The 24,183-nt window shown below is 51.3% G+C and carries 24 protein-coding genes and 6 pseudogenes; 25 read left to right on the plus strand and 5 right to left on the minus strand.

Features of this window, described 5'->3' with window-relative positions:
• Positions 1 to 40: 40 nt before the first annotated feature.
• Positions 41 to 259: a YheU family protein gene (locus tag KQP84_RS04675; RefSeq protein WP_215845406.1), complete on the minus strand. Its 219-nt coding sequence runs from the start codon at positions 257 to 259 to the stop codon at positions 41 to 43.
• On the minus strand, positions 256 to 1,278 hold the full coding sequence (locus tag KQP84_RS04680) for a hydrolase (protein ID WP_215845407.1): 1,023 nt from the start codon (positions 1,276 to 1,278) through the stop codon (positions 256 to 258). Before KQP84_RS04680 ends, KQP84_RS04675 begins: the two co-directional genes overlap by 4 nt.
• 81 nt (positions 1,279 to 1,359) lie before the next feature.
• On the opposite strand from KQP84_RS04680, the gene KQP84_RS04685 reads away from it, so the two are divergent.
• On the plus strand, positions 1,360 to 1,938 hold the full coding sequence (locus KQP84_RS04685; RefSeq protein WP_215845408.1) for a LysE family translocator: 579 nt from the start codon (positions 1,360 to 1,362) through the stop codon (positions 1,936 to 1,938).
• Between the two features lies 1 nt (position 1,939).
• On the opposite strand, the gene KQP84_RS04690 is transcribed toward KQP84_RS04685, so the two are convergent.
• Positions 1,940 to 2,920, minus strand: a complete 981-nt coding sequence (locus KQP84_RS04690; RefSeq protein WP_215845409.1) for a LacI family DNA-binding transcriptional regulator — start codon at positions 2,918 to 2,920, stop codon at positions 1,940 to 1,942.
• A gap of 267 nt (positions 2,921 to 3,187) precedes the next feature.
• Between KQP84_RS04690 and tauA the strand changes: the two are divergent.
• The 4 genes and pseudogenes from tauA to tauD all read left to right on the plus strand — a co-directional run bounded on the left by tauA (position 3,188) and on the right by tauD (position 6,614).
• A pseudogene (gene tauA / locus KQP84_RS04695) lies at positions 3,188 to 4,167 on the plus strand (taurine ABC transporter substrate-binding protein).
• A gap of 21 nt (positions 4,168 to 4,188) precedes the next feature.
• Positions 4,189 to 4,956: a taurine ABC transporter ATP-binding subunit gene (gene tauB / locus KQP84_RS04700; protein WP_215845410.1), complete on the plus strand. Its 768-nt coding sequence runs from the start codon at positions 4,189 to 4,191 to the stop codon at positions 4,954 to 4,956.
• Positions 4,953 to 5,779 (plus strand): annotated as a pseudogene (gene tauC, locus KQP84_RS04705) (taurine ABC transporter permease TauC). Before tauB ends, tauC begins: the two are co-directional and overlap by 4 nt.
• A pseudogene (gene tauD / locus KQP84_RS04710) lies at positions 5,776 to 6,614 on the plus strand (taurine dioxygenase). Before tauC ends, tauD begins: the two co-directional pseudogenes overlap by 4 nt.
• A 191-nt stretch (positions 6,615 to 6,805) precedes the next feature.
• Here the strand turns inward: tauD and KQP84_RS04715 are convergent.
• Positions 6,806 to 8,713 carry an ABC transporter ATP-binding protein gene (locus tag KQP84_RS04715; RefSeq protein WP_215845411.1) on the minus strand — a complete coding sequence of 636 codons (1,908 nt, stop codon included), beginning with the start codon at positions 8,711 to 8,713 and terminating at the stop codon, positions 6,806 to 6,808.
• Positions 8,714 to 8,822: 109 nt separating this feature from the next.
• Here KQP84_RS04715 and kefG point away from each other — a divergent pair, with 109 nt between their 5' ends.
• The 4 genes from kefG (at position 8,823) to slyD (ending at position 12,147) form a co-directional block, all read left to right on the plus strand.
• Positions 8,823 to 9,374, plus strand: a complete 552-nt coding sequence (gene kefG, locus KQP84_RS04720; protein ID WP_215848210.1) for a glutathione-regulated potassium-efflux system ancillary protein KefG — start codon at positions 8,823 to 8,825, stop codon at positions 9,372 to 9,374.
• Positions 9,374 to 11,179 carry a glutathione-regulated potassium-efflux system protein KefB gene (gene kefB, locus KQP84_RS04725; protein WP_215845412.1) on the plus strand — a complete coding sequence of 602 codons (1,806 nt, stop codon included), beginning with the start codon at positions 9,374 to 9,376 and terminating at the stop codon, positions 11,177 to 11,179. Before kefG ends, kefB begins: the two co-directional genes overlap by 1 nt.
• Before the next feature lie 23 nt (positions 11,180 to 11,202).
• Positions 11,203 to 11,397 (plus strand): YheV family putative zinc ribbon protein, encoded by a 195-nt coding sequence (locus tag KQP84_RS04730; RefSeq protein ID WP_006120567.1) that lies wholly within the window; start codon positions 11,203 to 11,205, stop codon positions 11,395 to 11,397.
• Positions 11,398 to 11,592: 195 nt separating this feature from the next.
• The gene (gene slyD / locus KQP84_RS04735; RefSeq protein WP_054632984.1) at positions 11,593 to 12,147 is read left to right on the plus strand and encodes a peptidylprolyl isomerase; all 555 of its coding nucleotides are present in this window, start codon (positions 11,593 to 11,595) and stop codon (positions 12,145 to 12,147) included.
• Positions 12,148 to 12,235: 88 nt separating this feature from the next.
• On the opposite strand, the gene KQP84_RS04740 is transcribed toward slyD, so the two are convergent.
• Entirely contained in the window at positions 12,236 to 12,454 is a 219-nt protein-coding gene (locus KQP84_RS04740; RefSeq protein WP_215845413.1) for a SlyX family protein, read from the minus strand.
• Between the two features lie 277 nt (positions 12,455 to 12,731).
• Between KQP84_RS04740 and fkpA the strand changes: the two genes are divergently transcribed.
• From fkpA to rplB, 16 genes and pseudogenes are all read left to right on the plus strand, one after another.
• Complete coding sequence (gene fkpA, locus KQP84_RS04745; protein ID WP_215845414.1) at positions 12,732 to 13,562, plus strand: FKBP-type peptidyl-prolyl cis-trans isomerase; 831 nt, start codon at positions 12,732 to 12,734, stop codon at positions 13,560 to 13,562.
• A 164-nt stretch (positions 13,563 to 13,726) separates the two neighbouring features.
• Positions 13,727 to 14,449, plus strand: a complete 723-nt coding sequence (locus KQP84_RS04750; RefSeq protein WP_193405631.1) for a helix-turn-helix transcriptional regulator — start codon at positions 13,727 to 13,729, stop codon at positions 14,447 to 14,449.
• Positions 14,449 to 14,835 carry a sulfurtransferase complex subunit TusD gene (tusD, locus tag KQP84_RS04755; RefSeq protein ID WP_215845415.1) on the plus strand — a complete coding sequence of 129 codons (387 nt, stop codon included), beginning with the start codon at positions 14,449 to 14,451 and terminating at the stop codon, positions 14,833 to 14,835. Before KQP84_RS04750 ends, tusD begins: the two co-directional genes overlap by 1 nt.
• Before the next feature lie 15 nt (positions 14,836 to 14,850).
• Entirely contained in the window at positions 14,851 to 15,210 is a 360-nt protein-coding gene (tusC, locus tag KQP84_RS04760) for a sulfurtransferase complex subunit TusC (protein ID WP_215845416.1), read from the plus strand.
• 9 nt (positions 15,211 to 15,219) lie between these two features.
• Complete coding sequence (tusB, locus tag KQP84_RS04765; RefSeq protein WP_215845417.1) at positions 15,220 to 15,507, plus strand: sulfurtransferase complex subunit TusB; 288 nt, start codon at positions 15,220 to 15,222, stop codon at positions 15,505 to 15,507.
• A 124-nt stretch (positions 15,508 to 15,631) separates the two neighbouring features.
• The gene (rpsL, locus tag KQP84_RS04770) at positions 15,632 to 16,006 is read left to right on the plus strand and encodes a 30S ribosomal protein S12 (RefSeq protein WP_003852912.1); all 375 of its coding nucleotides are present in this window, start codon (positions 15,632 to 15,634) and stop codon (positions 16,004 to 16,006) included.
• Between the two features lie 96 nt (positions 16,007 to 16,102).
• A pseudogene (gene rpsG, locus KQP84_RS04775) lies at positions 16,103 to 16,572 on the plus strand (30S ribosomal protein S7).
• A gap of 93 nt (positions 16,573 to 16,665) precedes the next feature.
• Positions 16,666 to 18,780 (plus strand): elongation factor G, encoded by a 2,115-nt coding sequence (gene fusA / locus KQP84_RS04780; RefSeq protein ID WP_003852908.1) that lies wholly within the window; start codon positions 16,666 to 16,668, stop codon positions 18,778 to 18,780.
• Positions 18,781 to 18,849: 69 nt separating this feature from the next.
• Positions 18,850 to 20,034, plus strand: a complete 1,185-nt coding sequence (tuf, locus tag KQP84_RS04785; protein WP_215845418.1) for an elongation factor Tu — start codon at positions 18,850 to 18,852, stop codon at positions 20,032 to 20,034.
• Between the two features lie 162 nt (positions 20,035 to 20,196).
• Complete coding sequence (gene bfd / locus KQP84_RS04790; protein WP_215845419.1) at positions 20,197 to 20,391, plus strand: bacterioferritin-associated ferredoxin; 195 nt, start codon at positions 20,197 to 20,199, stop codon at positions 20,389 to 20,391.
• A 106-nt stretch (positions 20,392 to 20,497) separates the two neighbouring features.
• A complete protein-coding gene (gene bfr, locus KQP84_RS04795; protein WP_215845420.1) occupies positions 20,498 to 20,971 on the plus strand; it encodes a bacterioferritin in 474 nt (157 codons plus the stop codon).
• A gap of 484 nt (positions 20,972 to 21,455) precedes the next feature.
• On the plus strand, positions 21,456 to 21,767 hold the full coding sequence (rpsJ, locus tag KQP84_RS04800; protein ID WP_001181005.1) for a 30S ribosomal protein S10: 312 nt from the start codon (positions 21,456 to 21,458) through the stop codon (positions 21,765 to 21,767).
• A 32-nt stretch (positions 21,768 to 21,799) separates the two neighbouring features.
• Positions 21,800 to 22,428 (plus strand): annotated as a pseudogene (rplC, locus tag KQP84_RS04805) (50S ribosomal protein L3).
• A gap of 10 nt (positions 22,429 to 22,438) precedes the next feature.
• A pseudogene (rplD, locus tag KQP84_RS04810) lies at positions 22,439 to 23,043 on the plus strand (50S ribosomal protein L4).
• A complete protein-coding gene (gene rplW / locus KQP84_RS04815) occupies positions 23,040 to 23,342 on the plus strand; it encodes a 50S ribosomal protein L23 (RefSeq protein ID WP_215845421.1) in 303 nt (100 codons plus the stop codon). The pseudogene rplD and the gene rplW overlap by 4 nt, the downstream one beginning before the upstream one ends.
• Positions 23,343 to 23,359: 17 nt before the next feature.
• On the plus strand, positions 23,360 to 24,181 hold the full coding sequence (gene rplB / locus KQP84_RS04820) for a 50S ribosomal protein L2 (RefSeq protein WP_215845422.1): 822 nt from the start codon (positions 23,360 to 23,362) through the stop codon (positions 24,179 to 24,181).
• Positions 24,182 to 24,183: the final 2 nt, after the last annotated feature.

Below are 24,183 nucleotides of genomic sequence, written 5' to 3' on the forward strand. Positions count from 1 at the left end.
GGGCGAAGAGCATTGTTAGCATGAATTTCTCGTTAGCGCATTAGCTGCGAAATTCATTGCGCGGCATGATATTTACCGTTTCATGCAGTTCAGACCACACCAGCACAACATCGCCACGCTCAAGCTGGCGGCGCACATCAGCAACTTTGTCTTCCAGACTGCGCTCATGCTCGCCGTAGTCGGTACCTTCTCGCAGGACAAAGGTTTCAATCAGATTTTCGAGTGTTTCGGGCGAAACATCTTGCCAGGGAATAATCACGGGTTAGCAATCCAAAAAGGGGAAATCCATTGCGGCACGCGCTGTTCCAGCCACAGTTGCGGTTGACGCAGCGTACCACCGACAAAACCAACATGGCCGCCATGTGACGTCAGCTGATAAGTAATAGTGGCAGATAATTGTTCTTTGCGCGGTATCACTTCATCGCTCATAAACGGATCGTCTTTGGCATGAATGATCAGCAGCGGTTTACGCACCGCCTTTAATAAAGGCAAAGCACTGGCACGACGATAATAGTCGCTGGCATCCGTAAAGCCGTGGGCGCGTGCGGTGATTGCATCATCAAAATCACGTAAACGGCGCAACGCCTTCAATTGAGTTAAATCCACCGGCAGCGTTTCCGGCCAGGCAAGCAGCTTGCGTTCAGCGTTTTTCTTGAGTTGAGCGAGCAGGTAATATTGATAGAAGCGTGACAAACCTCGCTCCAGCCGGAGGCTACAGGGCTCAAGCATCAGTGGGGCCGAAACAATTACGCCTGCATCCAGTGCGGCCTCGTTGCCTTGTTGACCCAGCAGACAGCCCAGCATATTACCGCCAAGCGAGAAACCGACCGCCACGGTGGGAACATGGCCCCAGCGCGCGCGTAACCAGTGCAGGAAAAAGCTGGCGTCGCCGGTTTCACCGGAGTGATAAATACGGTTCAGGCGATTTGGCTCGCCACTGCAACCGCGAAAATGCATGACCACCGCCAGCCAACCGCGCGCCTGACACATCTGCATCAAACCATGTACATAAGGGCTGGTAAAACTCCCCTCAAGGCCATGAAACAGAACCACGCGCGGCTTGTGCTGCGCTTGCTGCGGATCTTCACTCCACGCCAGATCAACAAAATCGCCATCCGGCAGATCGAGCCGCTGCCAGTGTGGCTGCAACGTTACATGGCGTCTGAGCAGGCGCGGCAGCACGGTTTGCAGATGCGGGTTGCGTAAGCCCGCGGGTGCGTTAAAACGTTCATCTGCACTGCCAGTAAATTTCATGTCGTAAAGGCTTGTCTGTTCCATATCACACTGTTAGCTTCGATAGGTTTTTGCTTGATGGGGTGAGGAGCACCCGATTTTCATGGAACTGAGCCTTTTTTATCGATGTTGGGTTTTCTCTGGGTCGCCGCGATCACGCCTGGCCCTAATAATATGTTACTCACCGCCTCGGGCGCCAATTTTGGCTTTATGCGCACCATTCCGCTGATGATTGGCATCATGATCGGCATGCAGGTCATGTTACTGATGGTGGCGTTCGGTGTGGGCGGCCTGATCGTGCTTTATCCTTCACTGCATTTATTCCTTAAGATTGCCGGTAGCCTCTATCTCTTGTGGCTGGCGTGGAAGATTGCGACCGCAGCTTATGAAAAACTGGAAACCGATGATGCACCCGCAGCACCCATGCCATTTTGGCAGGGCGGATTATTACAGTTAATCAATCCCAAAGCCTGGTTAATGGCGTTGGGCGCGGTAGCCAGCTTTAGTCTGGCGGGCGAGGCGTATCGCCATTCCGTGATGGCAATTAGCCTTGGAATGTTCATTGTGAATTTGCTGTCAGGGGTAATCTGGATGGGGTTTGGCGCGATGATTGGCCGCATCCTTCGCAGCCGCCGGGCTTGGACAATTTTCAACGTGGCAATGGGCGCATTAACCGCAGCCTGCGTGCTGTTGATCTGGCATTGAGTTAACTGGAAGCGCGTTCAACGCGCTTCCAGGGCAACACTTCCCGAATAATCGGCGCACGTGGATGGCGAATTTTTTCCAGCAGCAGCTGCACGCTGCGCGCGCCGAGCTGATACATCGGCTGTTCGATAGTGGTCAACGGCGGATTCAGGCTGCTGGTAAAAGGAATACCGTCAAAGCCCACAACGGCTAAATCTTCGGGTATCCGAAACCCGGCTTCCAGCGCGGTATGAATCACGCCAACCGCTAATACGTCAGAAACGGCAAACACCGCATCCGGTGGTTCCGGCTTCGTCATCAGTTCGCGTAACGCTTTGCTACCCGCTTCGCAGGAGATATTTTCGGCATAGGCCACGCCCATCCAATCCAAACCCAGTTCTTCAATCGCCTGGCGATACCCTTTTTCACGATGATGTGAGTAGAGATAGCGCATATCGCCGTTTACCAGCCCGATGCGTTTACGCCCTTTGCCTGCCAGATAATGCACGGTGTCACGTGCGGCACCAAGATGATCGATGGTGACAGAAGAAGCCTGAATCAGCGGATCGAATTCCGAACACTGCACCCAAGGCGCATTGCCGATGATGGTGTTGAGATCTTGTAAACCTGCCGCTGCATCCATAGTAATCACGCCATCCACTACTTTCCCGGTCAGCAAGGCCAGATAGGCCGCTTCACGCTGCAGCTGTGAAGCCGAATGACAGAGCAAAATATGATAACCGTGGATTTCAGCCTCAGCTTCAATCCCCTGAACTACCCGTGAACAGAAGGGATTAGTGATGTCAGAAATTAACACCATTAACATATGGCTTTGTGACGTACGCAGTTGGCGCGCTAACAAATTTGGCTGATAAGCGCTGGCGGAAATAGCTGATAAGACCTTTTGGCGGGTAGCCGGTTTAACGCCGGGATGTTGGTTCAGAACCCTTGAAACGGTGGCTTTGGATACGCCAGCCAACTGAGCAACTTTCTCTATCGACATCGAACACAAAGCCCTTCATTAGCCAGCAAAAAAGAGGATATACCAATATCACAACCCGAATGTGAGCGCATAACCTATTTCCGCCTTTACGCTTTTTTAACGTTATCGACTGCAGTCTTGACTGCTTTTCTAATTGCATCCAGTGCATGAGTTTTGCGGATTTTGATCTAAGAACTTATTTCTATTAGGGATAATTTTTAATTCCTTCATGAAATTAAACGTCTCAGTGAAACTGCCTGCATCATAAAAGCATCGGGGTGCAGCATCATGGTAGTAAAAGGACGATTGTCAATTTTAGCGGCGGCATTGGCGCTGCTGACATTCCAGGCGGCAGCGGTAAACGTCACAGTGGCGTACCAGACTTCAGCGGAACCAGCCAAAGTTGCGCAGGCGGACAATACGTTTGCGAAAGAGAGCGGCGCAACGGTTGACTGGCGCAAATTCGACAGTGGTGCAGGCGTGTTGCGTGCACTCGCTTCGGGTGACGTACAAATCGGTAATATCGGTTCTAGCCCGCTAGCGGTTGCGGCGACGCAGCAGTTACCCATAGAAGCATTCCTGCTGGCCTCTCAGCTGGGAAATTCAGAAGCGTTCGTGGTGAAAAAAGCATTACCAGCCCGAAAGACCTGATCGGTAAACGCATCGCTGTTCCTTTCATTTCAACGACGCATTACAGCTTGTTGGCCGCACTTAAGCATTGGGGCATCAAGCCTTCGCAGGTTCAGCTTGTTAACCTTCAACCGCCCGCCATTATTGCCGCCTGGCAGCGTGGCGACATTGATGGCGCTTACGTCTGGGCTCCCGCCGTTAACCAGCTGGAGAAAGAGGGCAAGGTGCTGACAGATTCTTCACAAGTGGGCAGCTGGGGCGCGCCAACCCTCGACGTTTGGGTGGTACGCAAAGACTTCGCCGAACAGCATCCCGATATCGTAACGGCTTTCGCCCGTAGTGCATTGGCAGCACAGAAACCTTACATCGATAACCCTGATGAATGGCTGAAACAGCCAGACAACCTGAGCAAGCTGTCTCGTCTGAGCGGCGTGCCGGAAGCGCAAGTTGCGGGACTGGTGAAAGGCAACACTTATCTCACTGCACAGCAGCAGGTTGAGCAGTTAGGCAAGCCGGTTAACAAGGCGATTGTCGATACCGCGCAGTTCCTGAAAGAGCAGGGCCGTGTGCCGCAGGCGGAGAGTGACTACAGCAGCTTCGTCACTACGCGTTTTGTTGCGCCGTTAGCTAAACCCTAAGTCACCTTGTAAGGAGTCACTATGCTACGCATCGCGCATCTTAATGCTCGTTACGCCGGACAACCCGCCTTGCAGGACATCAATCTGCAAGTGGATAAAAGCGAACTGCTGGTGGTGCTGGGCCCATCGGGTTGCGGCAAAACCACGCTGCTCAACCTGATTGCCGGTTTTCTTCCGGTTGAATCTGGCAGCATCACGTTGGAAGGCAAGACGATCAATGGCCCGGGCGCGGAGCGTGGCGTGGTATTCCAAAATGAAGGATTGCTGCCCTGGCGCAATGTCCTCGACAACGTTGCGTTTGGCTTACAGCTAGCCGGCATGGCGCGTCAGGAACGCGAAACTATTGCGCGCCGGTTGATCAAAAAAGTGGGACTGGAAGGTGCGGAAAAACGCCAGATTTGGCAGCTTTCCGGTGGACAGCGCCAGCGTGTAGGGATTGCGCGAGCCTTAGCTGCCGATCCGCAACTGTTATTGCTGGACGAACCGTTTGGAGCACTTGACGCTTTTACCCGCGAACAGATGCAAACGTTGCTACTGACGCTGTGGCGCGACAGCGGCAAACAGATTCTGTTGATTACCCACGATATCGAAGAAGCCATTTTTCTTGCCAGCGAATTGATTCTGCTTTCACCGGGGCCGGGCCGCATTGTTGAGCGACTGCATCTTGATTTTGGACAGCGCTTTGCCAGTGGTGAAGCGTGCCGCAGTATCAAATCTGATCCAGCGTTCATTGCTCAACGCGAATATGTGCTGAGCCGCGTCTTTGCCCAGCGAGAGGCTTTTGTATGAGCGCCTTAATCAACGACAAAACCAGCGTGGCACGACGCCGCCTGCATTGGCCGCTCTCCATGCAACTCAGCCTGAGCTTGCTGAGTTTACTGACGCTGTTGCTGGTGTGGTGGGGCGTCACGGCGCTTGGCCTGATTGCGCCGCTGTTCTTGCCTTCACCGCAGCAGGTGCTGAGCAAGCTGTTCCTGATTGCCAGCGCCCAAGGATTTATGGACGCCACGCTGTGGCAGCATCTGGCCGCGAGCCTAACGCGCATGGTCATTGCTTTGCTGGCGGCGGCGGCAATCGGTATCCCGGTTGGCATTGCGATGGGGCTGAGTCCGGCAGTGCGTGGGTTACTCGATCCGCTAATAGAGCTTTATCGTCCGGTACCGCCGCTGGCGTATTTGCCGCTGATGGTGATCTGGTTTGGCATCGGCGAAACCTCGAAAATTTTGCTGATTTACCTGGCGATATTCGCGCCGGTTGCTCTGTCAACGCTGGCTGGCGTACGTAATGCGCAGCAGGTGCGTATTCGTGCCGCGCAAGCGCTCGGTGCCAGCCGTTGGCAAATCTTGCGCTGGGTTATTTTGCCTGGTGCGTTGCCAGAAATTCTTACCGGTCTGCGTATTGGCTTGGGGTGGGCTGGTCAACGCTGGTGGCTGCTGAATTGATCGCTGCAACGCGTGGACTCGGTTTTATGGTGCAGTCAGCCGGAGAATTCCTCGCTACCGATGTGGTGCTGGCCGGAATTGCCGTGATTGCCGTGATTGCTTTTAGCTTAGAACTCGGGCTGCGCGCATTGCAGCGCCGCCTGACGCCCTGGAATGGAGAACAACAATGAACGAACGTCTGAATATCACTGCACTGGGCCCGAACATTGGTGCGCAGGTTGCTAACCTTGATTTAGCGCGTCCCTTAAGCGATGCGCAGTTTGAGCAGCTTTATCATGGCTTGCTGCGTCATCAGGTGCTTTTTTACGCGATCAGGTGATTACCCCGGAGCAGCAGCGGGCGCTGGCAATACGATTTGGCGATTTACATATTCATCCGGTTTATCCGCATGCTGAAGGCGTGGAAGAGATTATCGTGCTGGATACGCATCAGGATAATCCACCAGACAACGATAACTGGCATACCGACGTCACGTTTATCGATACGCCACCCGCGATTGCGATTTTAGCGTCAAAGGTGTTGCCGGAGTCTGGCGGCGATACGTTGTGGACCAGCGGCATTGCCGCCTATGAAGCGCTTTCTACGCCGCTTAAAACATTGCTGGCGGAATTGCATGCCGAGCACGATTTCAAAAAATCGTTTCAGGAATTTAAATACCGCAAGAGTGAAGAAGAGCATCAGCGCTGGCAGCAAGCGGTGGCGAAGCATCCGCCGGTACAACACCCAGTGATTCGTACCCATCCGGTCAGCGGTAAAAAAGCGTTGTTCGTTAATGAAGGCTTTACTACGCGGATTGTTGATTTAAGTGAGAAAGAGAGCGAGGCGCTGTTAGGCTTTTTGTTTGCCCATGCGACTAAACCTGAGTTTCAGGTGCGCTGGCGCTGGCAGCCAAACGATGTCGCTATTTGGGATAATCGCGTAACACAGCATTATGCCAATGCGGATTATTATCCGGCGCGGCGGGTGATGCATCGGGCGACAGTGTTAGGCGATAAACCGGTTTGATTTTTGCGGGCTGGATTCGTAGTTTGTGCCTCAGACAGTGCTGGTTGTCCCCCATCCCGGCCTTCCCCGCTAAGCGGGGAAGGCGACGCTGCCGCATGCTGACACCGAATTCGCATGTTGCAGCATCTTCCTCCCCCATGTATGGGGGAGGACTGAGGTGGGGGACAAACGACCTCGCACTAAAAAGCGTCTTAAATTGATGCCATCATCTGCTCTAACTTTTCTTGCGCTTCAAGCCACGCCATTTCGACCTCTTCCAGCGCCGATTTACTCTCTGCCTGCTGCTGCAGCGCGGCGGTTAAATCGGCTTTGCGGCTTTGATCGTAAATAGCGCTGTCGGAAAGCTGCGCTTCAGCGTCAGCCAACTGGCTTTGCCATTTGCTCATCTGCTTTTCCAGCTTCTCGATCTCTTTACGCAGCGGCTGAGTTTGGCTACGCAATTCGGCATCACGGCGCTTTTGATCTTTACGCGACTGCGCGCTGTTGACGTTATCCTGCTTGGGCGCGCTATCTTGTTGCGCCTGCTGCTTCTGCAAATCACTCAACCATTGCTGGTAATCTTCCAGATCGCCCGGAAAAACATCAACTTTACCGTCATGAACTAAATAGAGATCGTCGGTGGTGGCGCGGAGCAGGTGACGATCGTGCGACACCACCACCAGCGCGCCTTCAAAGTCGATCAATGCTTCAGTCAGCGCTTGACGCATGTCTAAATCAAGGTGGTTGGTCGGTTCATCAAGCAACAGCAGGTTAGGGCGCTGCCAGACAATCAGTGCCAACACCAGACGCGCTTTTTCACCGCCAGAAAAGCGTTCAGTAATTTCACTGACTTTATCGCCCTGGAAACCAAAGCCGCCTAAATAATCACGCAACTGCTGTTCCAATACCTTGGGCGCAATGCGGGCGAGATGTTGCAATGGTGATTCATCGGCGCGCAAAAATTCCAACTGATGCTGAGCGAAGTAGCCCAGTTTGATGCCTTTTGCTAAACCAATCTGACCTTGAAGCGCATCCAGTTCGCCTGCCAATAGCTTAATCAGCGTTGATTTACCCGCGCCATTACGGCCCAGTAAACCGATGCGCGAACCCGGCACCAGGTTCAGTTTGATGGCGTCAAGAATGATGCGATCACCATAGCCGGCGGTGACTTTCTCCATTTTGAGTAATGGATTCGGCAAGCTTTCCGGTGGACGGAAACTGAAGGTGAACGGGTTATCCACGTGCGCAGGCGCAATCATCTCCATGCGTTCCAGCATTTTGATGCGGCTTTGCGCCTGTTTAGCTTTAGATGCTTTGGCGCGGAAGCGATCAATGTAGCTGTGTAAATGCGCCACCTTTTCTTGCTGGCTTTCATACAGCGACTGCTGCTGTGCCAGTTTGGCGACGCGCTGACGCTCAAACGACGTGTAATTGCCGGTATATTCAAACAACGATTGCTGTTCAATATGGATGATCTTGTCCACAACGGGATCGAGGAAATCACGGTCATGGGAAATCAGGATCAGCGTGCCTTCATAGCTTTTAAGCCAGCGCTCCAGCCAAATCACCGCGTCAAGATCGAGGTGGTTTGTAGGTTCATCCAGCAGCAGCAAATCAGAGCGGCAAATCAGCGCTTGTGCCAGGTTGAGGCGCATACGCCAGCCACCGGAGAAATCGCTTACCGGACGTTGCAATTGTTCCTGACTAAAGCCCAAACCGTGCAGCAGACTTGAGGCGCGAGCCGGTATGCTCCACGCCTGAACCGCATCCAGTTTGCCGTGCAAAAGCGCAATGGCGTTGCCATCGTTGCGTGCATTCGCGTCAGCTAATTCAGATTCAAGCTGGCGGAATTCGCGATCGCCATCAATAACGTAGTCAAGAGCCGGTTTGCTCAAGGCAGGTGTTTCCTGATTAACCCAAGCCAATGCCCAGTTACCAGGAAAGGTCATGCTGCCGGCATCGCTGGTGATCTCACCTTTTAGCAGCGACAGCAGTGTGGATTTACCACAGCCGTTTTTCCCCACTAATCCGACTTTCTGGCCAGGATTGATGGTGGCGGTGGCATTGTCGAGCAAGACGCGGATGCCGCGGCGTATTTGTAAGGCTGAAAAGACAATCATAAGCGCCGTATCGTCAGAATATGTTAATTTACAGGCAACATAATAAGATTTTGCTGGTCGTGCATGGTAGCGGAAAAGCGCACCAATGACGACGATTTGGAGGGTAACGATGTCGCAGCCACCGAAGATTTTGCTGCTTTACGCCCACCCGGAATCACAGGATTCGGTTGCTAATCGGATTTTGCTGCAACCGGCTCAGGCAATGGAACATGTCACGGTTCGCGATCTCTACGCGATCTATCCGGACTTTTTTATTGATATTCACCGAGAGCAAGAACTCTTGCGTGAACATCAGGTCATTGTTTTTCAACACCCACTTTATACTTATAGCTGTCCATCGCTGCTGAAAGAGTGGCTGGATCGCGTACTGTCGCGCGGGTTTGCCAATGGTACCGATGGCAATGCGCTGGAAGGGAAATATTGGCGCAGCGTGGTGACGACCGGTGAACCTGAAGGCGCTTTTCAAAGCCAGGGCCTAAATCGCTATCGCATGAATGACATCATGCTGCCGTTTGAGCTGACCGCGCAGATGTGCAGTATGCACTGGATGCCACCGATGATTATCTATTGGGCGCGCCGCCAGAATCCCGAGTTGATGAAAAATTATGCCCGCGCCTATGGCGATTGGCTGGCAGCACCGCTGTCGAATGGAGGGTTGTAATGGGAGGACAAACGCTGCTGACCGCAGGAGTGATTTATCTGGTTGCGGCGGTGCTGATTGTACCCGTGGCGGCTCGCCTCGGTATTGGTGCAGTTTTGGGGTATTTGGTGGCGGGCATCGCTATCGGCCCGTGGGGATTAGGATTTATTAGCGACGTCGAAGAAATTCTGCATTTCTCTGAACTTGGCGTTGTTTTCCTGATGTTTATCATTGGGCTGGAGCTGAACCCTTCAAAGCTTTGGTCACTTCGTCGATCAATCTTTGGCGTAGGCGCCGCTCAGGTTATCTTCTCAGCCGCGATTCTTGGCACGCTGCTCTGGTTGAGTCATTTTGACTGGCAAGCTGCAGTGATCGGTGGGATTGGTTTAGCCATGTCCTCCACCGCAATGGCATTGCAGTTGATGCGTGACAAAGGCATGAACCGCAGCGAGTCAGGGCAGCTGGGCTTTTCTGTGCTGCTATTTCAGGACATCGCGGTTATTCCAGCGCTGGCATTGATTCCTCTTTTAGCCGGAACCGACAGCGGACACATCGACTGGCTAAAACTTGGCATGAAAGTGCTGGCGTTTGCGGGCATGTTGATTGGTGGCCGCTATTTGCTGCGCCCGATATTCCGTTACATCGCCGCTTCGGGCGTGCGTGAGGTGTTTACTGCCGCGTCGCTGCTGTTGGTGCTGGGATCAGCGCTGTTTATGGACGCGCTGGGTTTGTCTATGGCGCTTGGCACATTCATCGCCGGGATTCTGCTGGCGGAAAGCGAATATCGTCATGAGCTGGAAGTGGCTATTGATCCCTTCAAGGGCTTGCTGCTGGGCTTGTTCTTTATTTCCGTGGGCATGGCGTTAAACCTTGGCGTGCTTTATACCCATATCTTTACCATCTTACTCGGCGTGCTGATTCTGGTAGTGGTTAAAACGCTGGTGCTGTATGTGTTGGGCAGAATGTTCGGCTTGCGCAGTTCAGAGCGTCAGCAGTTTGCCGGTGTGTTAAGTCAAGGCGGTGAATTCGCCTTCGTGCTCTTTTCCGCCGCTTCATCGGCAAAATTGTTCTCTGGCGATCAGCTGCCGTTGCTGCTGGTGACAGTAACCTTATCAATGATGACCACGCCGCTGCTGATGAAAGGAATTGATCGGCTACTGGCGCGCCGTTTCAACGAAACGGATGAGAATGCAGAGAAGCATTTTGTTGAAGACGACCAGCCGCAGGTGATTGTGGTCGGTTTTGGACGTTTTGGTCAGGTTATCGGACGCTTGTTGATGGCTAATAACAAGCGGATTACCGTTTTGGAACGTGACATCAGCGCGGTCAGCCTGATGCGTAAATATGGTTACAAGGTTTATTACGGTGATGCAACTGAGCTGGAGTTGCTGCGTGCAGCAGGTGCAGCCAGCGCCCAATCCATTGTGATTACCTGTAATGAACCCGAAGACACTATGACTATTGTTCATCTTTGCCAACAGCATTTTCCGCAGTTGCAGATTTTGGCGCGCGCACGTGGACGTGTTGAAGCTCACGAACTGCTACTGTCGGGCGTGACACAATTCTCACGTGAGACGTTCTCCAGTGCGCTGGAGCTGGGCCGTAAGGCATTAATGTCGTTAGGCATGCATCCACATCAGGCACAGCGCGCGCAGCTGCATTTCCGTCGTTTGGATATGCGCATGTTACGTGAGCTTATGCCTAACCATGCGGACAGCGCGCAGGTTTCTCGTGTTCGTGAGGCGCGTCGTGAACTGGAGGATATCTTCCGTCGCGAGATGCAACAGGAGAAGCGTCAGCTGGATGGTTGGGATGATGACGAGTAAAAAGACAACACAGGCAGGACACAATGCGTAAACGATTTATTGCTGGTGCGGTCTGTCCGCACTGTCAGGAAAAAGACACGCTAGCGATGTGGCGTGAAAATAATGTTGATGTGGTTGAGTGTGTAAAATGCGGCCATCAGATGCGTGAGGCTGATAAGCAGGCTCGCGATCAGGTTCGCAGCAATGAACAAGTTATTGGAATTTTCCATCCTGAGTAGCGGAATGGCGCAGCTTTTTTAAGCTTGAACTTACAGCGGGATTGAATTCCGTTACAATTGGCGCCATTAACGCTGGGGTCGCGAGAGAAAGTAAAACCCTCTCGTACCCAGCCCCGAACCTTTCTGGTTGGTGTTATTGCACGCAAAAATAGACCAATGAGACGGGATCTCAGCTCTCAACGGTTAGGAGATATCATGAAAGTAGCAAAAGACCTGGTGGTAAGCCTGGCCTATCAGGTACGTACAGAAGACGGCGTGTTGGTTGACGAGTCACCGGTGAGTGCACCGTTGGACTATCTGCACGGTCATGGTTCCCTGATTTCTGGTCTGGAAAACGCATTGGAAAATCACGTAGCAGGCGATAAGTTTGACGTGCATATTCCCGCTAACGATGCGTATGGTCAGTACGATGACAACCTGGTTCAGCGTGTACCAAAAGATGTATTTATGGGCGTTGACGAACTGCAAGTTGGCATGCGTTTCCTGGCAGAAACCGATCAAGGTCCCGTTCCGGTTGAAATCACCGAAGTGGAAGACGATCACGTCGTGGTCGACGGTAACCACATGCTGGCGGGTCAGAACCTGAACTTCAATGTTGAAGTGGTAGCGATTCGTGAAGCAACGCCGGAAGAATTGGCTCATGGCCACGTTCACGGTGCTGATGGTCATCACCACGACCATGATCACGACCATGACCATGACCACGGTAAAGGTGGTTGCGGTACGGGCGGTTGTGGCTGCAGCCACTAAGTAAAGCGTGATAAAAAGGCCACCTTCGGGTGGCCTTTCTTTTGGTATCGTAAGGGCTTGTCTCGTGACTGCGCGGGCCGCGCCAGACTTAATAATGAGGTGGCGGTGTTTCTTCCGATTGCGAAGCAATCATTGATGGCGCGCTGGCTTTCAGTTTATCCAGTAATATGCGCATCTGTTCGCGCATTTTTACCATTTCCAATTCGTGTTGCACCACGGTGGTGTTCAGTTGATCAATGGTCATTTCCTGAAAGGCCAGTTTGCTTTCCAGCGTTTCGAGACGTTGTTCCCACTCTGATTGTTGCATGACCCCTCCTCATAATATGGGTGATGTGATTGGCTAAGGGCGTGATTCTACGGCCTGACGGCACAGAATTACCCGATTTTTTACCATTCTCTGGCGTTACGCTTGAAAAAGCACATTACGGCATCATCTCTGATGAAACTTCCTGTCGCAAAAAAGGTCGGAGGTTAACCGGGTAATTACGTTGTGGGAGTGTTCGCCACTGCCACGTACAGTTATAGTGTGGGCCCTCAAGTCTGCAATGATTCCCGAGGTTAGAGGCTTCGGTTTTGGAGAAAGGATGAAATCACTGTTAAAAGTCACATTGTTAGCTACCACCATGGCCGTCGCGCTGAATGCTCCGCTGGCAATGGCTGCAGAAACTGCCGCTGCACCAGCAGCAGCAGCGACGTCTGCACCTCAGGCTCCAAAAAATGCGGCCTTCAAAAATGAAGATCAGCAATCCGCTTACGCGCTGGGCGCCTCGTTGGGTCGCTACATGGACAACTCCCTGAAGGAGCAGGAAAAACTGGGCATCAAACTGGATAAAGATCAGCTGATTTCTGGTGTTCAGGATGCGTTTGGGGGCAAAAGCAAACTGTCCGATGAAGAAATTGAGCAGACTCTGCAAGCATTCGAAGGCCGCGTGAAAGGCGCAGCCCAAGCGAAGATGGAAAAAGACGCGAAAGAAAATGCCGATAAAGGCGACGCTTATGCGACCAAATTTGCTAAAGAAAGCGGTGTGAAGAAGACTGAAAGTGGTCTGCTGTATAAAGTCGAGAAAGAAGGTACCGGTGACGCACCGAAAGACAGCGACACGGTGGTTGTGAACTACAAGGGTACATTGACTGATGGTACTGAGTTCGACAACTCGTATACACGTGGCGAGCCGCTGTCATTCCGTTTAGACGGCGTGATTCCAGGCTGGACCGAAGGTCTGAAGCACGTGAAAAAAGGTGGCAAGATCAAACTGGTTATCCCACCGCAGTTGGCTTACGGTAAAAACGGCGTTCCGGGTATTCCGGCAAACTCCACGCTGGTATTTGATGTAGAACTGCTCGACATCAAACCTGCACCTAAAGCAGATGAAAAAGCGCAGGCTCCTGCGGCTGACGCGAAAAAATCGCAGTAATCTGTTCACCGCCGCCTTCGGGCGGCGGTTTCATTTCCGCATCACCACAAACCTCTGGCATAAGCGGGCGACATTTGCCAGACTAGCGCCTGCATAACTATCCCAATATTGAGTCTGCCCTGCAGCGCTGTGACAGGCTCCAGCCACTTAGGGTGATGTCTTCAATGTCTAATCCATTCAATCCCGGCGAACTAAGCGACTTCGATCTTCTGGAGCAGCGTCCGTTCGAACAAAGCGATTACGATATCTTAAAGTCGTACGAGGCCGTTGTTGATGGTCTGGCGATGTTAATTGGCTCGCATTGCGAAATTGTCCTGCATTCTCTGGAAGACCTGAAATGTTCCGCCGTGCGCATCGCAAATGGTGAGCACACGGGACGTAAAGTGGGATCGCCAATTACCGATCTGGCGCTGCGCATGCTGCACGATATGCACGGCGCAGACAGCAACGTTTCCCGTGCCTATTTCACACGCGCCAAGAGTGGCGTGCTAATGAAATCGGTGACTATTGCCATTCGTAATCGCCAGCAACGTGTCATTGGTTTGCTGTGTATCAACATGAATCTGGATGTGCCGTTCTCGCAAATCATGTCGACGTTTATGCCACCCGAAATGCAGCAGGTTGATTCGAATGTTAATTTTGCCAGCTCAGTGGACGATTTGGTAATGCAAACGCTGGAGTTCACTATTGAAGAAGTGAGCGCCGATCGTAACGTTTCAAACAATGCTAAGAATCGCCAGATAGTGTTGAATCTGTACGAGAAAGGTATTTTTGACATTAAAGATGCCATCAACCAGGTCGCCGATCGCCTTAATATCTCAAAGCACACGGTTTACCTTTATATTCGCCAGTTCAAGAATGGCGATTTTCAGGGACAGGATCGTTGATGCGCTACACCTTGTTGGTGACAGGTCCTGCCTATGGTACGCAGCAAGCCAGCAGTGCGCTGCTGTTTGCCCGGGCGTTATTAGCGGCAGGGCATCACCTGGAAAGCGTCTTCTTTTATCGGGAAGGTGTGTTGAACGCTAACCAGCTCACTGCACCGGCAAATGATGAATATGATCTGGTACGGGCCTGGCAGAAGCTAAGTAATGAAGAGGGCGTGGCATTGAACATTTGTGTGGCGGCGGCATTACGACGCGGTGTAGCCGATGCGCAAGAGGCGGAGCGTTTACAGCTTTCAGGAAATAATCTGCAGCCCGGTTTTGAGTTAAGTGGTTTGGGTGCGCTAGCAGAAGCTGCATTGAGCTGCGACCGTCTGGTGCAATTTTAACAAGGTGCTTCTTTAATGAATCGCGTGGCTTTTGTTTTTACTCGCGGCCCACATGGTAGCAGTGCAGGGCGAGAAGGTTTAGATGCGGCATTGGCCACCGCTGCGCTCAGCGATCAGGTCGGCCTGTTTTTTATAGGTGATGGCGTGCTGCAATTAATGATGAACCAGCAACCTGATGCGATTCTTAGTCGTCACTATGCTGCAACGTTCGGCGTGCTAGCACTCTATGATATTGAACACTGCTATCTTTGCCTGGATTCCCTTAAGACGCGGGGACTGGCTGCTGAGCAATCGCGCATATTGGATGTAGAACTCGTTGCCGCTGCTGCGCTGCGTCAAAAGCTGGCACAGTATGATCGCATTCTGACTTTTTAAGAGAGACTCATGCTGCACACCTTGATGCATTCTCCTGCTTATAGCGATCTTGATACCTTACTTTTGCTCCTTAACGCTGAAGATGATGTCTTGCTCATGCAGGATGGTGTTTTCGCTGCATTGAATGGAAGTCGGACGCTGGCTCGGCTGTTAAGCACACCAGCAACCTTGTGGGTATTGGAAGAAGACCTGATGGCGCGCGGCCTGGCTGAACAAACTTCAACCAAAATACAGCCAGTGAACTATAATGGTTTCGTCGCGCTGACAGAAAAGCATTCACAACAAATGACCTGGTAATGAGGTAAAACCTGGTTATTTCTTGACACCCCTTTGACTCAGCCCTAAAATTCTGCCTCCTCGTAATTCTACGAGGCGATTTATTACGTGTTTACGAAGCAAAAGCAAATCCAGGAGCTATTTAATGGCAACAGTTAACCAGCTGGTTCGCAAACCACGCGTCCGCAAAGTTGCAAAGAGCAACGTGCCGGCGCTGGAAGCTTGCCCGCAAAAACGTGGCGTTTGTACTCGTGTGTACACCACCACTCCTAAGAAACCAAACTCCGCACTGCGTAAAGTCTGCCGTGTGCGTTTGACCAACGGTTTTGAAGTTACCTCCTACATTGGTGGTGAAGGTCATAACCTGCAGGAACACTCCGTGATCCTGATCCGTGGCGGTCGTGTAAAAGACCTGCCAGGTGTGCGTTACCACACCGTTCGTGGCGCGCTTGACTGCTCAGGTGTTAAAGACCGTAAGCAGGCTCGCTCCAAGTACGGCGTGAAGAAGCCAAAGGCTTAATGGTTCTCCGTTAAGTAAGGCCAAACGTTTTAAATTAAATGTCAAAATAAACTCATAGAGTTTTGGACAATCCTGAATTAACAACGGAGTATTTCCATGCCACGTCGTCGCGTCATTGGTCAGCGTAAAATTCTGCCAGATCCTAAGTTCGGATCAGAGCTGCTGGCCAAATTTGTAAATATCCTGATGGTAGATGGTAAAAAATCTACTGCAGAAACAATCGTTTATACCGCTCTTGAGACCCTGGCTCAACGTTCTGGTAAAAACTCCTGGAAGCTTTTGAAGTAGCCCTCGAAAACGTGCGTCCGACTGTCGAAGTTAAGTCACGTCGCGTTGGTGGTTCTACTTACCAAGTACCAGTAGAAGTCCGTCCGGTTCGTCGTAATGCTCTGGCAATGCGTTGGATCGTAGATGCTGCTCGTAAACGCGGTGATAAATCTATGGCTCTCCGCCTGGCGAACGAACTTTCTGATGCTGCAGAGAACAAAGGTACTGCAGTTAAGAAACGTGAAGACGTTCACCGCATGGCAGAAGCCAACAAGGCGTTCGCTCACTACCGCTGGTAATAGCCACGTAGTTGTTGTTAAACCAGCGGGCGCTCAAAAAGCTAACCCGCTGGGTTCAACTTACTTTGAACGTCCGAGAATCAGAGGAATCAAATGGCTCGTAAAACACCCATTGCTCGCTACCGTAATATCGGTATCAGTGCGCACATCGACGCCGGTAAGACTACCACTACCGAACGCGTTCTGTTCTACACCGGTGTAAACCACAAAATCGGTGAAGTACATGACGGCGCAGCAACCATGGACTGGATGGAGCAGGAACAGGAACGTGGTATTACCATCACTTCCGCTGCGACCACCTGTTACTGGTCTGGTATGGCCAAGCAGTTTGAACCACACCACATCAACATCATCGACACCCCAGGACACGTTGACTTCACCATCGAAGTTGAACGTTCTATGCGTGTGCTTGATGGCGCGGTAATGGTTTACTGTGCAGTTGGTGGCGTTCAGCCACAGTCTGAGACCGTATGGCGTCAGGCTAACAAATATAAAGTTCCACGCATTGCGTTCGTTAACAAAATGGACCGCATGGGTGCTAACTTCCTGAAAGTTGTTAAGCAGATGGAAGTTCGTCTGGGCGCAACTCCAGTTCCTCTGCAGCTGGCTATCGGCGCAGAAGAGAAATTCACCGGTGTTGTTGACCTGGTGAAAATGAAAGCAATCAACTGGAACGACGCAGACCAGGGTGTAACCTTCGACTACGAAGATATTCCAGCTGATATGCAGGAACTGGCTGAAGAATGGCATGCGAAGCTGGTTGAAGCCGCTGCTGAAGGCTCTGATGAGCTGATGGAGAAATTCTTCGGTGGTGAAGAACTGACTGAAGAAGAGATCAAAACATCTCTGCGTAAGCGTGTTCTGAACAACGAAATTATCCTGGTAACCTGTGGTTCTGCATTTAAGAACAAAGGTGTTCAGGCGATGCTGGATGCAGTTGTTGAATATCTGCCAGCACCGACTGACGTTACCGCGATCAACGGTATGCTGGACGACGGTAAAGACACGCCGGCTGTTCGTCACTCTGATGACAACGAGCCGTTTGCTGCACTGGCGTTCAAAATCGCTACCGACCCGTTCGTGGGTAACTTAACCTTCTTCCGCGTTTACTCTGGTGTTGTTAACACGGGTGACACCGTGTTCAACCCGGTTAAGTCAAACCGTGAGCGTCTGGGCCGTATCGTTCAGATGCACGCTAACAAGCGTGAAGAGATTAAAGAAGTTCGTGCGGGTGATATCGCAGCTGCGATCGGCCTGAAAGATGTGACCACTGGTGACACCCTGTGTGACCCAGATAACGTCATCATCCTTGAGCGCATGGAGTTCCCGGAGCCGGTAATCTCTATCGCCGTTGAGCCAAAAACCAAAGCTGACCAGGAAAAAATGGGTCTGGCTCTGGGCCGTCTGGCAAAAGAAGACCCATCATTCCGCGTATGGACTGATGAAGAATCTAACCAGACCATCATCGCCGGTATGGGTGAATTGCACCTCGACATCATCGTTGACCGTATGAAGCGTGAGTTCAACGTTGAAGCAAACGTGGGTAAACCACAGGTTGCTTACCGTGAAGCGATTCGCAACAAAGTTACCGATGTTGAAGGTAAACACGCCAAGCAGTCTGGTGGTCGTGGTCAGTATGGTCATGTTGTTATCGACATGTACCCACTGGAGCCAGGTTCGAACCCGAAAGGCTACGAATTTGTCAACGACATCAAAGGTGGTGTGATTCCTGGTGAATACATCCCTGCGGTTGACAAAGGTATCCAGGAGCAGCTGAAATCAGGCCCTCTGGCTGGTTACCCGGTTGTGGATCTGGGCGTGCGTCTGCACTTCGGTTCTTACCACGATGTCGACTCCTCAGAGCTGGCGTTTAAACTGGCCGCGTCTATTGCCTTCAAACAAGGCTTTAAACAAGCGACACCTGTTCTGCTTGAACCTATCATGAAGGTTGAAGTTGAAACGCCAGAAGAGAACACGGGTGATGTCATCGGTGACCTTAGCCGTCGTCGTGGTATGCTCAAAGGGCAGGAATCTAACGCTACTGGCGTTCAGATTCACGCTGAAGTTCCGTTGTCTGAGATGTTCGGATACGCAACTCAGCTGCGTTCTCTGACCAAAGGTCGTGCTTCTTACTCCATGGAGTTCTTGAAGTATGACGATGCGCCGAACAACGTAGCGCAGGCCGTTATTGAAGCTCGTAGCAAATAAGGCTACGGTTTAAATTTGAACTGATGCCTTCATCCAAATGATGAAGGCATAACGTAAGGAATTATCGCCATGGCGAAAGAGCAATTTCAGCGTAACAAACTGCACGTAAACGTGGGCACCATCGGTCACGTCGACCACGGTAAAACCACTCTGACTGCAGCAATCACTACCGTTCTGTCTAAAACTTACGGCGGCCAGGCTCGCGCGTTTGATCAGATCGATAACGCGCCAGAAGAGAAAGCGCGCGGGATCACCATCAACACTTCTCACGTTGAGTATGAAACCCCGACTCGTCACTACGCACACGTTGACTGCCCAGGCCACGCCGACTATGTGAAAAACATGATCACCGGTGCTGCGCAGATGGACGGCGCGATCCTGGTTGTTGCTGCGACTGACGGCCCAATGCCTCAGACCCGTGAGCACATCCTGCTGGGTCGTCAGGTTGGCGTTCCTTACATCATCGTGTTCCTGAACAAGTGCGACATGGTTGATGATGAAGAGCTGCTGGAACTGGTTGAGATGGAAGTCCGTGATCTGCTGACTCAGTATGATTTCCCAGGCGACGATACTCCAATCGTTCGTGGTTCTGCTCTGAAAGCGCTGCAAGGCGAAGCTGAGTGGGAAGAGAAAATCATCGAACTGGCTGGATTCCTGGATACCTACATCCCAGAGCCAGAGCGTGCAATTGACAAGCCGTTCCTGCTGCCAATCGAAGACGTATTCTCAATCTCTGGCCGTGGTACTGTTGTTACCGGTCGTGTTGAGCGCGGCATCGTTAAAGTCGGCGACGAAGTTGAAATCGTTGGTATCAAAGATACCGTGAAATCAACCTGTACCGGCGTTGAAATGTTCCGCAAACTGCTGGATCAGGGTCAGGCTGGCGAAAACTGTGGTGTTCTGCTGCGCGGTATCAAGCGTGAAGACATCCAGCGTGGACAGGTTCTGGCTAAGCCAGGCTCAATCAAGCCACACACCCAGTTCGAATCAGAAGTTTATATTCTGTCGAAAGACGAAGGCGGCCGTCATACTCCGTTCTTCAAAGGCTACCGTCCACAGTTCTACTTCCGTACAACTGACGTGACTGGCTCAGTAGAGCTGCCAGAAGGCGTTGAGATGGTAATGCCGGGCGACAACATCAAAATGGTTGTTACCCTGATTCACCCAATCGCAATGGACGACGGTCTGCGCTTCGCAATCCGTGAAGGCGGCCGTACCGTTGGTGCGGGCGTTGTTGCTAAAGTTATCGCTTAATTGTGATTGCTTAAGTGGCTGTGTATTGCAGCCACTATGCAGAAAGAGCACTTCGGTGCTCTTTTTTTGCTCTTTTTCTAATTACCCCACAAAGCCTGGGTTTGAAATAAAAACTATTCGCATTTACACTACGTATAGAAAATGTACCAGAGTGAAGAGTAAATGTACGTCTGCCTGTGCAATGCCATCAGCGATAAAACTATCCGTGAAGCGGTTCGCCGCTACCAGCCAAAATCTATCCAGCAACTGCGCCAAATTGTTCCCGTGGGGAAGCAATGCGGGAAGTGTATTCGTGCCACACGTGAAATAATGGACGAAGAGATGCAGCTTGTACCGCTGTATAAAGAAGCTATTTAAATTGCTGTTTTAAATTCCTGCTAAATACCCACAATATTTGTCGCGTTTTTTTGACTTCTTTTTATACGCATCTACGCTCAAGATAACTGGAAGCGGAGGAAGCAAAATGAAGGGCGACGTCAAAATCATAAGTCATCTCAATAAATTGCTGGGAAATGAATTGGTTGCTATCAATCAGTATTTTCTTCATGCGCGTATGTTTAAAAATTGGGGCCTGATACGCCTCAATGATGTTGAATATCATGAATCAATAGATGAGATGAAACATGCGGACAAGTACATTGAGCGAATTTTGTTCCTTGAAGGTATACCCAACTTACAAGATCTAGGCAGACTTCGAATTGGCGAAGATGTTCCTGAGATGTTGAACTCAGATTTGGCTCTTGAACTTGAGGGAGCGAAGGATTTGCGTGAAGCCATTACCTACGCAGATAAAATCCATGATTACGTTAGCCGCGATATGATGATTGAAATTTTAGCTGAAGAAGAACATCACATTGACTGGCTAGAGACGGAACTCGATCTGATACAAAAATTGGGTATTCAAAATTACCTACTGGCACAAATAAAAGACGAATGAATCTGACTCAAACCAACACTACGCCAAGCCCGCGAATCATTGAAGATACGAAAACGCGGGCTTGTTAAGTGGTTAATCTTTTTAGCCTGCCAAAAAATCCCTCATTAAAATCTCTGCATATTTTCGCTGCAGCACGCAGCTGCATCAGAACAGGTATAGAGAAATTCACCTTAAGCTACCCATCAAATCACCCCTTCTTATGTTACCAGCCATGCAAAGGGAGGAGTGAGCGGATAATATTTTCGTGAGAATGGGGGTTATAACAAGAACGCGGGTTGCTTCCTGAACAGATTTACGTATAATGCGCGGGCCTGCCGACATTGGTAGGCGCGATTCGAGCAGAATCGTAGACGGCAGAATTTTGGGCCGTCTGACAATACTCCCAATTGGGGAGTTATATGCTGAACGATTACACTCTCCCATCAATCGTAATGGGTTCGAGTAGTAATTTTTTCGTCTATAAAAAGTTTGGAGCTCTGGTCTCATGCAGAACCAAAGAATCCGTATCCGTCTTAAAGCGTTTGATCATCGTCTGATCGATCAATCAACCGCGGAAATCGTTGAGACCGCCAAGCGCACTGGTGCGCAGGTTCGTGGTCCGATCCCGCTGCCAACCCGCAAAGAGCGTTTTACCGTTCTGATCTCTCCGCACGTTAACAAAGATGCGCGTGATCAGTACGAAATTCGCACTCACAAGCGTCTGGTAGACATCGTTGAGCCAACTGAAAAAACCGTTGATGCTCTGATGCGTCTGGATCTGGCTGCCGGTGTTGACGTGCAGATCAGCCTGGGTTAATCAGGTCATCGAGCGATTGAGAGGTTGAAACAATGATTGGTTTAGTCGGTAAAAAAGTGGGCATGACCCGCATCTTCACTGAAGATGGCGTATCTATCCCCGTCACCGTAATCGAAGTTGAAGCGAACCGCGTTACTCAGGTTAAAGCCCTGCAGAACGATGGTTACCAGGCAATTCAGGTTACCACCGGTGCTAAAAAGCAAACCGTGTGAACAAACCTGAAGCTGGTCATTTTGCTAAAGCTGGCGTAGAAGCTGGCCGTGGCCTGTGGGAATTCCGCACCGCTGAAGGTGAAGAGTTTTCTGTAGGTCAGAGCATCAGCGTTGAGATTTTCGCTGAAGTTAAAAAAGTTGACGTAACTGGCACCTCTAAAGGTAAAGGTTTCGCTGGTACCGTTAAGCGCTGGAACTTCCGTACCCAGGACGCTACTCACGGTAACTCCTTGTCACACCGCGTTCCGGGTTCAATCGGTCAGAACCAGACTCCGGGCAAAGTGTTCAAAGGCAAGAAGATGGCAGGTCAGCTGGGTAACGAGCGCGTAACCGTTCAGAGCCTGGATGTAGTACGTGTTGACGCTGAGCGCAACCTGCTGCTGGTTAAAGGTGCAGTTCCCGGTGCGACCGGTAGCGACCTGATTGTTAAACCAGCTGTGAAGGCGTAAGGGGATAGCAATGGAATTAGTATTGAAAGACGCGCAGAGCGCGCTGACTGTTTCCGAAACTACCTTCGGTCGTGATTTTAACGAAGCGCTGGTTCACCAGGTTGTTGTTGCTTACGCATCAGGCGCCCGCCAGGTACTCGCGCGCAGAAAACTCGCGCAGAAGTAACCGGTTCAGGCAAAAAGCCTTGGCGTCAGAAAGGCACCGGCCGTGCTCGTGCAGGTTCTGTTAAGAGCCCAATCTGGCGTTCAGGTGGTGTGACTTTCGCTGCGAAGCCGCAGGATCACAGTCAAAAAGTTAATAAAAAGATGTACCGCGGCGCGCTGAAAAGCATCCTGTCCGAACTGGTACGTCAAGATCGTCTGATCGTTGTCGAATCATTTGCTGTAGAAGCACCGAAAACCAAGCTGCTGGTACAGAAACTGAAAGACATGGCGCTGGAAGACGTGTTGATCATCACCGGTGAACTGGATGAGAATCTGTTCCTGGCTGCGCGTAACCTGTACAAGGTTGACGTGCGTGATGCAGCAGGTATCGATCCAGTTAGCCTGATCGCCTTCGACAAAGTCGTTATGACTGCTGATGCAGTTAAGCAAGTTGAGGAGATGCTGGCATGATCCGTGAAGAACGTCTGCTGAAAGTACTGCGCGCGCCGCATGTATCTGAAAAAGCATCTAGCGCGATGGAAAAAACCAATACCATCGTACTCAAAGTAGCTAAAGACGCGACTAAAGCAGAGATTTTTGCTGCTGTTGAGAAACTGTTCGAAGTAGAAGTTAAAGACGTAAACACCTTAGTTGTTAAAGGTAAAGTTAAGCGTCACGGACAGCGTATCGGTCGTCGTAGCGACTGGAAAAAAGCTTACGTCACCCTGAAGGAAGGCCAGAATCTGGACTTCGTCGGCGGCGCTGAGTAAGTCGGAGGAGAAAGACAATGGCAGTTGTTAAATGTAAACCGACATCTCCGGGTCGTCGTCACGTTGTTAAAGTGGTGAACCCAGAGCTGCACAAGGGCAAGCCGTTTGCCCCGTTGCTGGAAAAAAACAGCAAATCCGGTGGCCGCAACAACAACGGTCGTATCACTACCCGTCACATCGGTGGTGGTCATAAGCAGGCATACCGTCTGGTTGACTTCAAACGCAACAAAGATGGTATCCCGGCAGTTGTTGAACGTCTTGAGTACGATCCGAACCGCTCTGCGAACATCGCACTGGTTCTGTACAAAGACGGCGAGCGCCGTTATATCCTGGCCCCTAAAGGCCTGAAAGCTGGCGACCAGATTCAATCTGGCGTTGATGCTGCGATCAAAGCAGGTAATACCCTGCCGATGCGTAACATCCCAGTAGGTTCTACCGTTCATAACGTAGAAATGAAACCAGGCAAAGGCGGTCAGATTGCTCGCTCTGCTGGTGCTTACGTGCAGATCGTTGCGCGTGAAGGTTCCTACGTGACCCTGCGTCTGCGTTCAGGTGAAATGCGTAAAGTCGAATCTGACTGCCGCGCAACTCTGGGCGAAGTCGGTAACGCTGAGCATATGCTGCGCGTTCTGGGTAAAGCCGGTGCAACCCGTTGGCGTGGTATTCGTCCGACCGTTCGTGGTACCGCGATGAACCCAGTTGATCACCCGCACGGTGGTGGTGAAGGTCGTAACTTTGGTAAGCACCCGGTAACTCCGTGGGGCGTTCAGACCAAAGGTAAGAAGACCCGTAGCAACAAGCGTACCGATAAATTTATCGTACGTCGCCGTAGCAAATAATA

It is taken from the genome of Candidatus Pantoea bituminis, assembly GCF_018842675.1.
Classification (GTDB): domain Bacteria; phylum Pseudomonadota; class Gammaproteobacteria; order Enterobacterales; family Enterobacteriaceae; genus Pantoea; species Pantoea phytostimulans.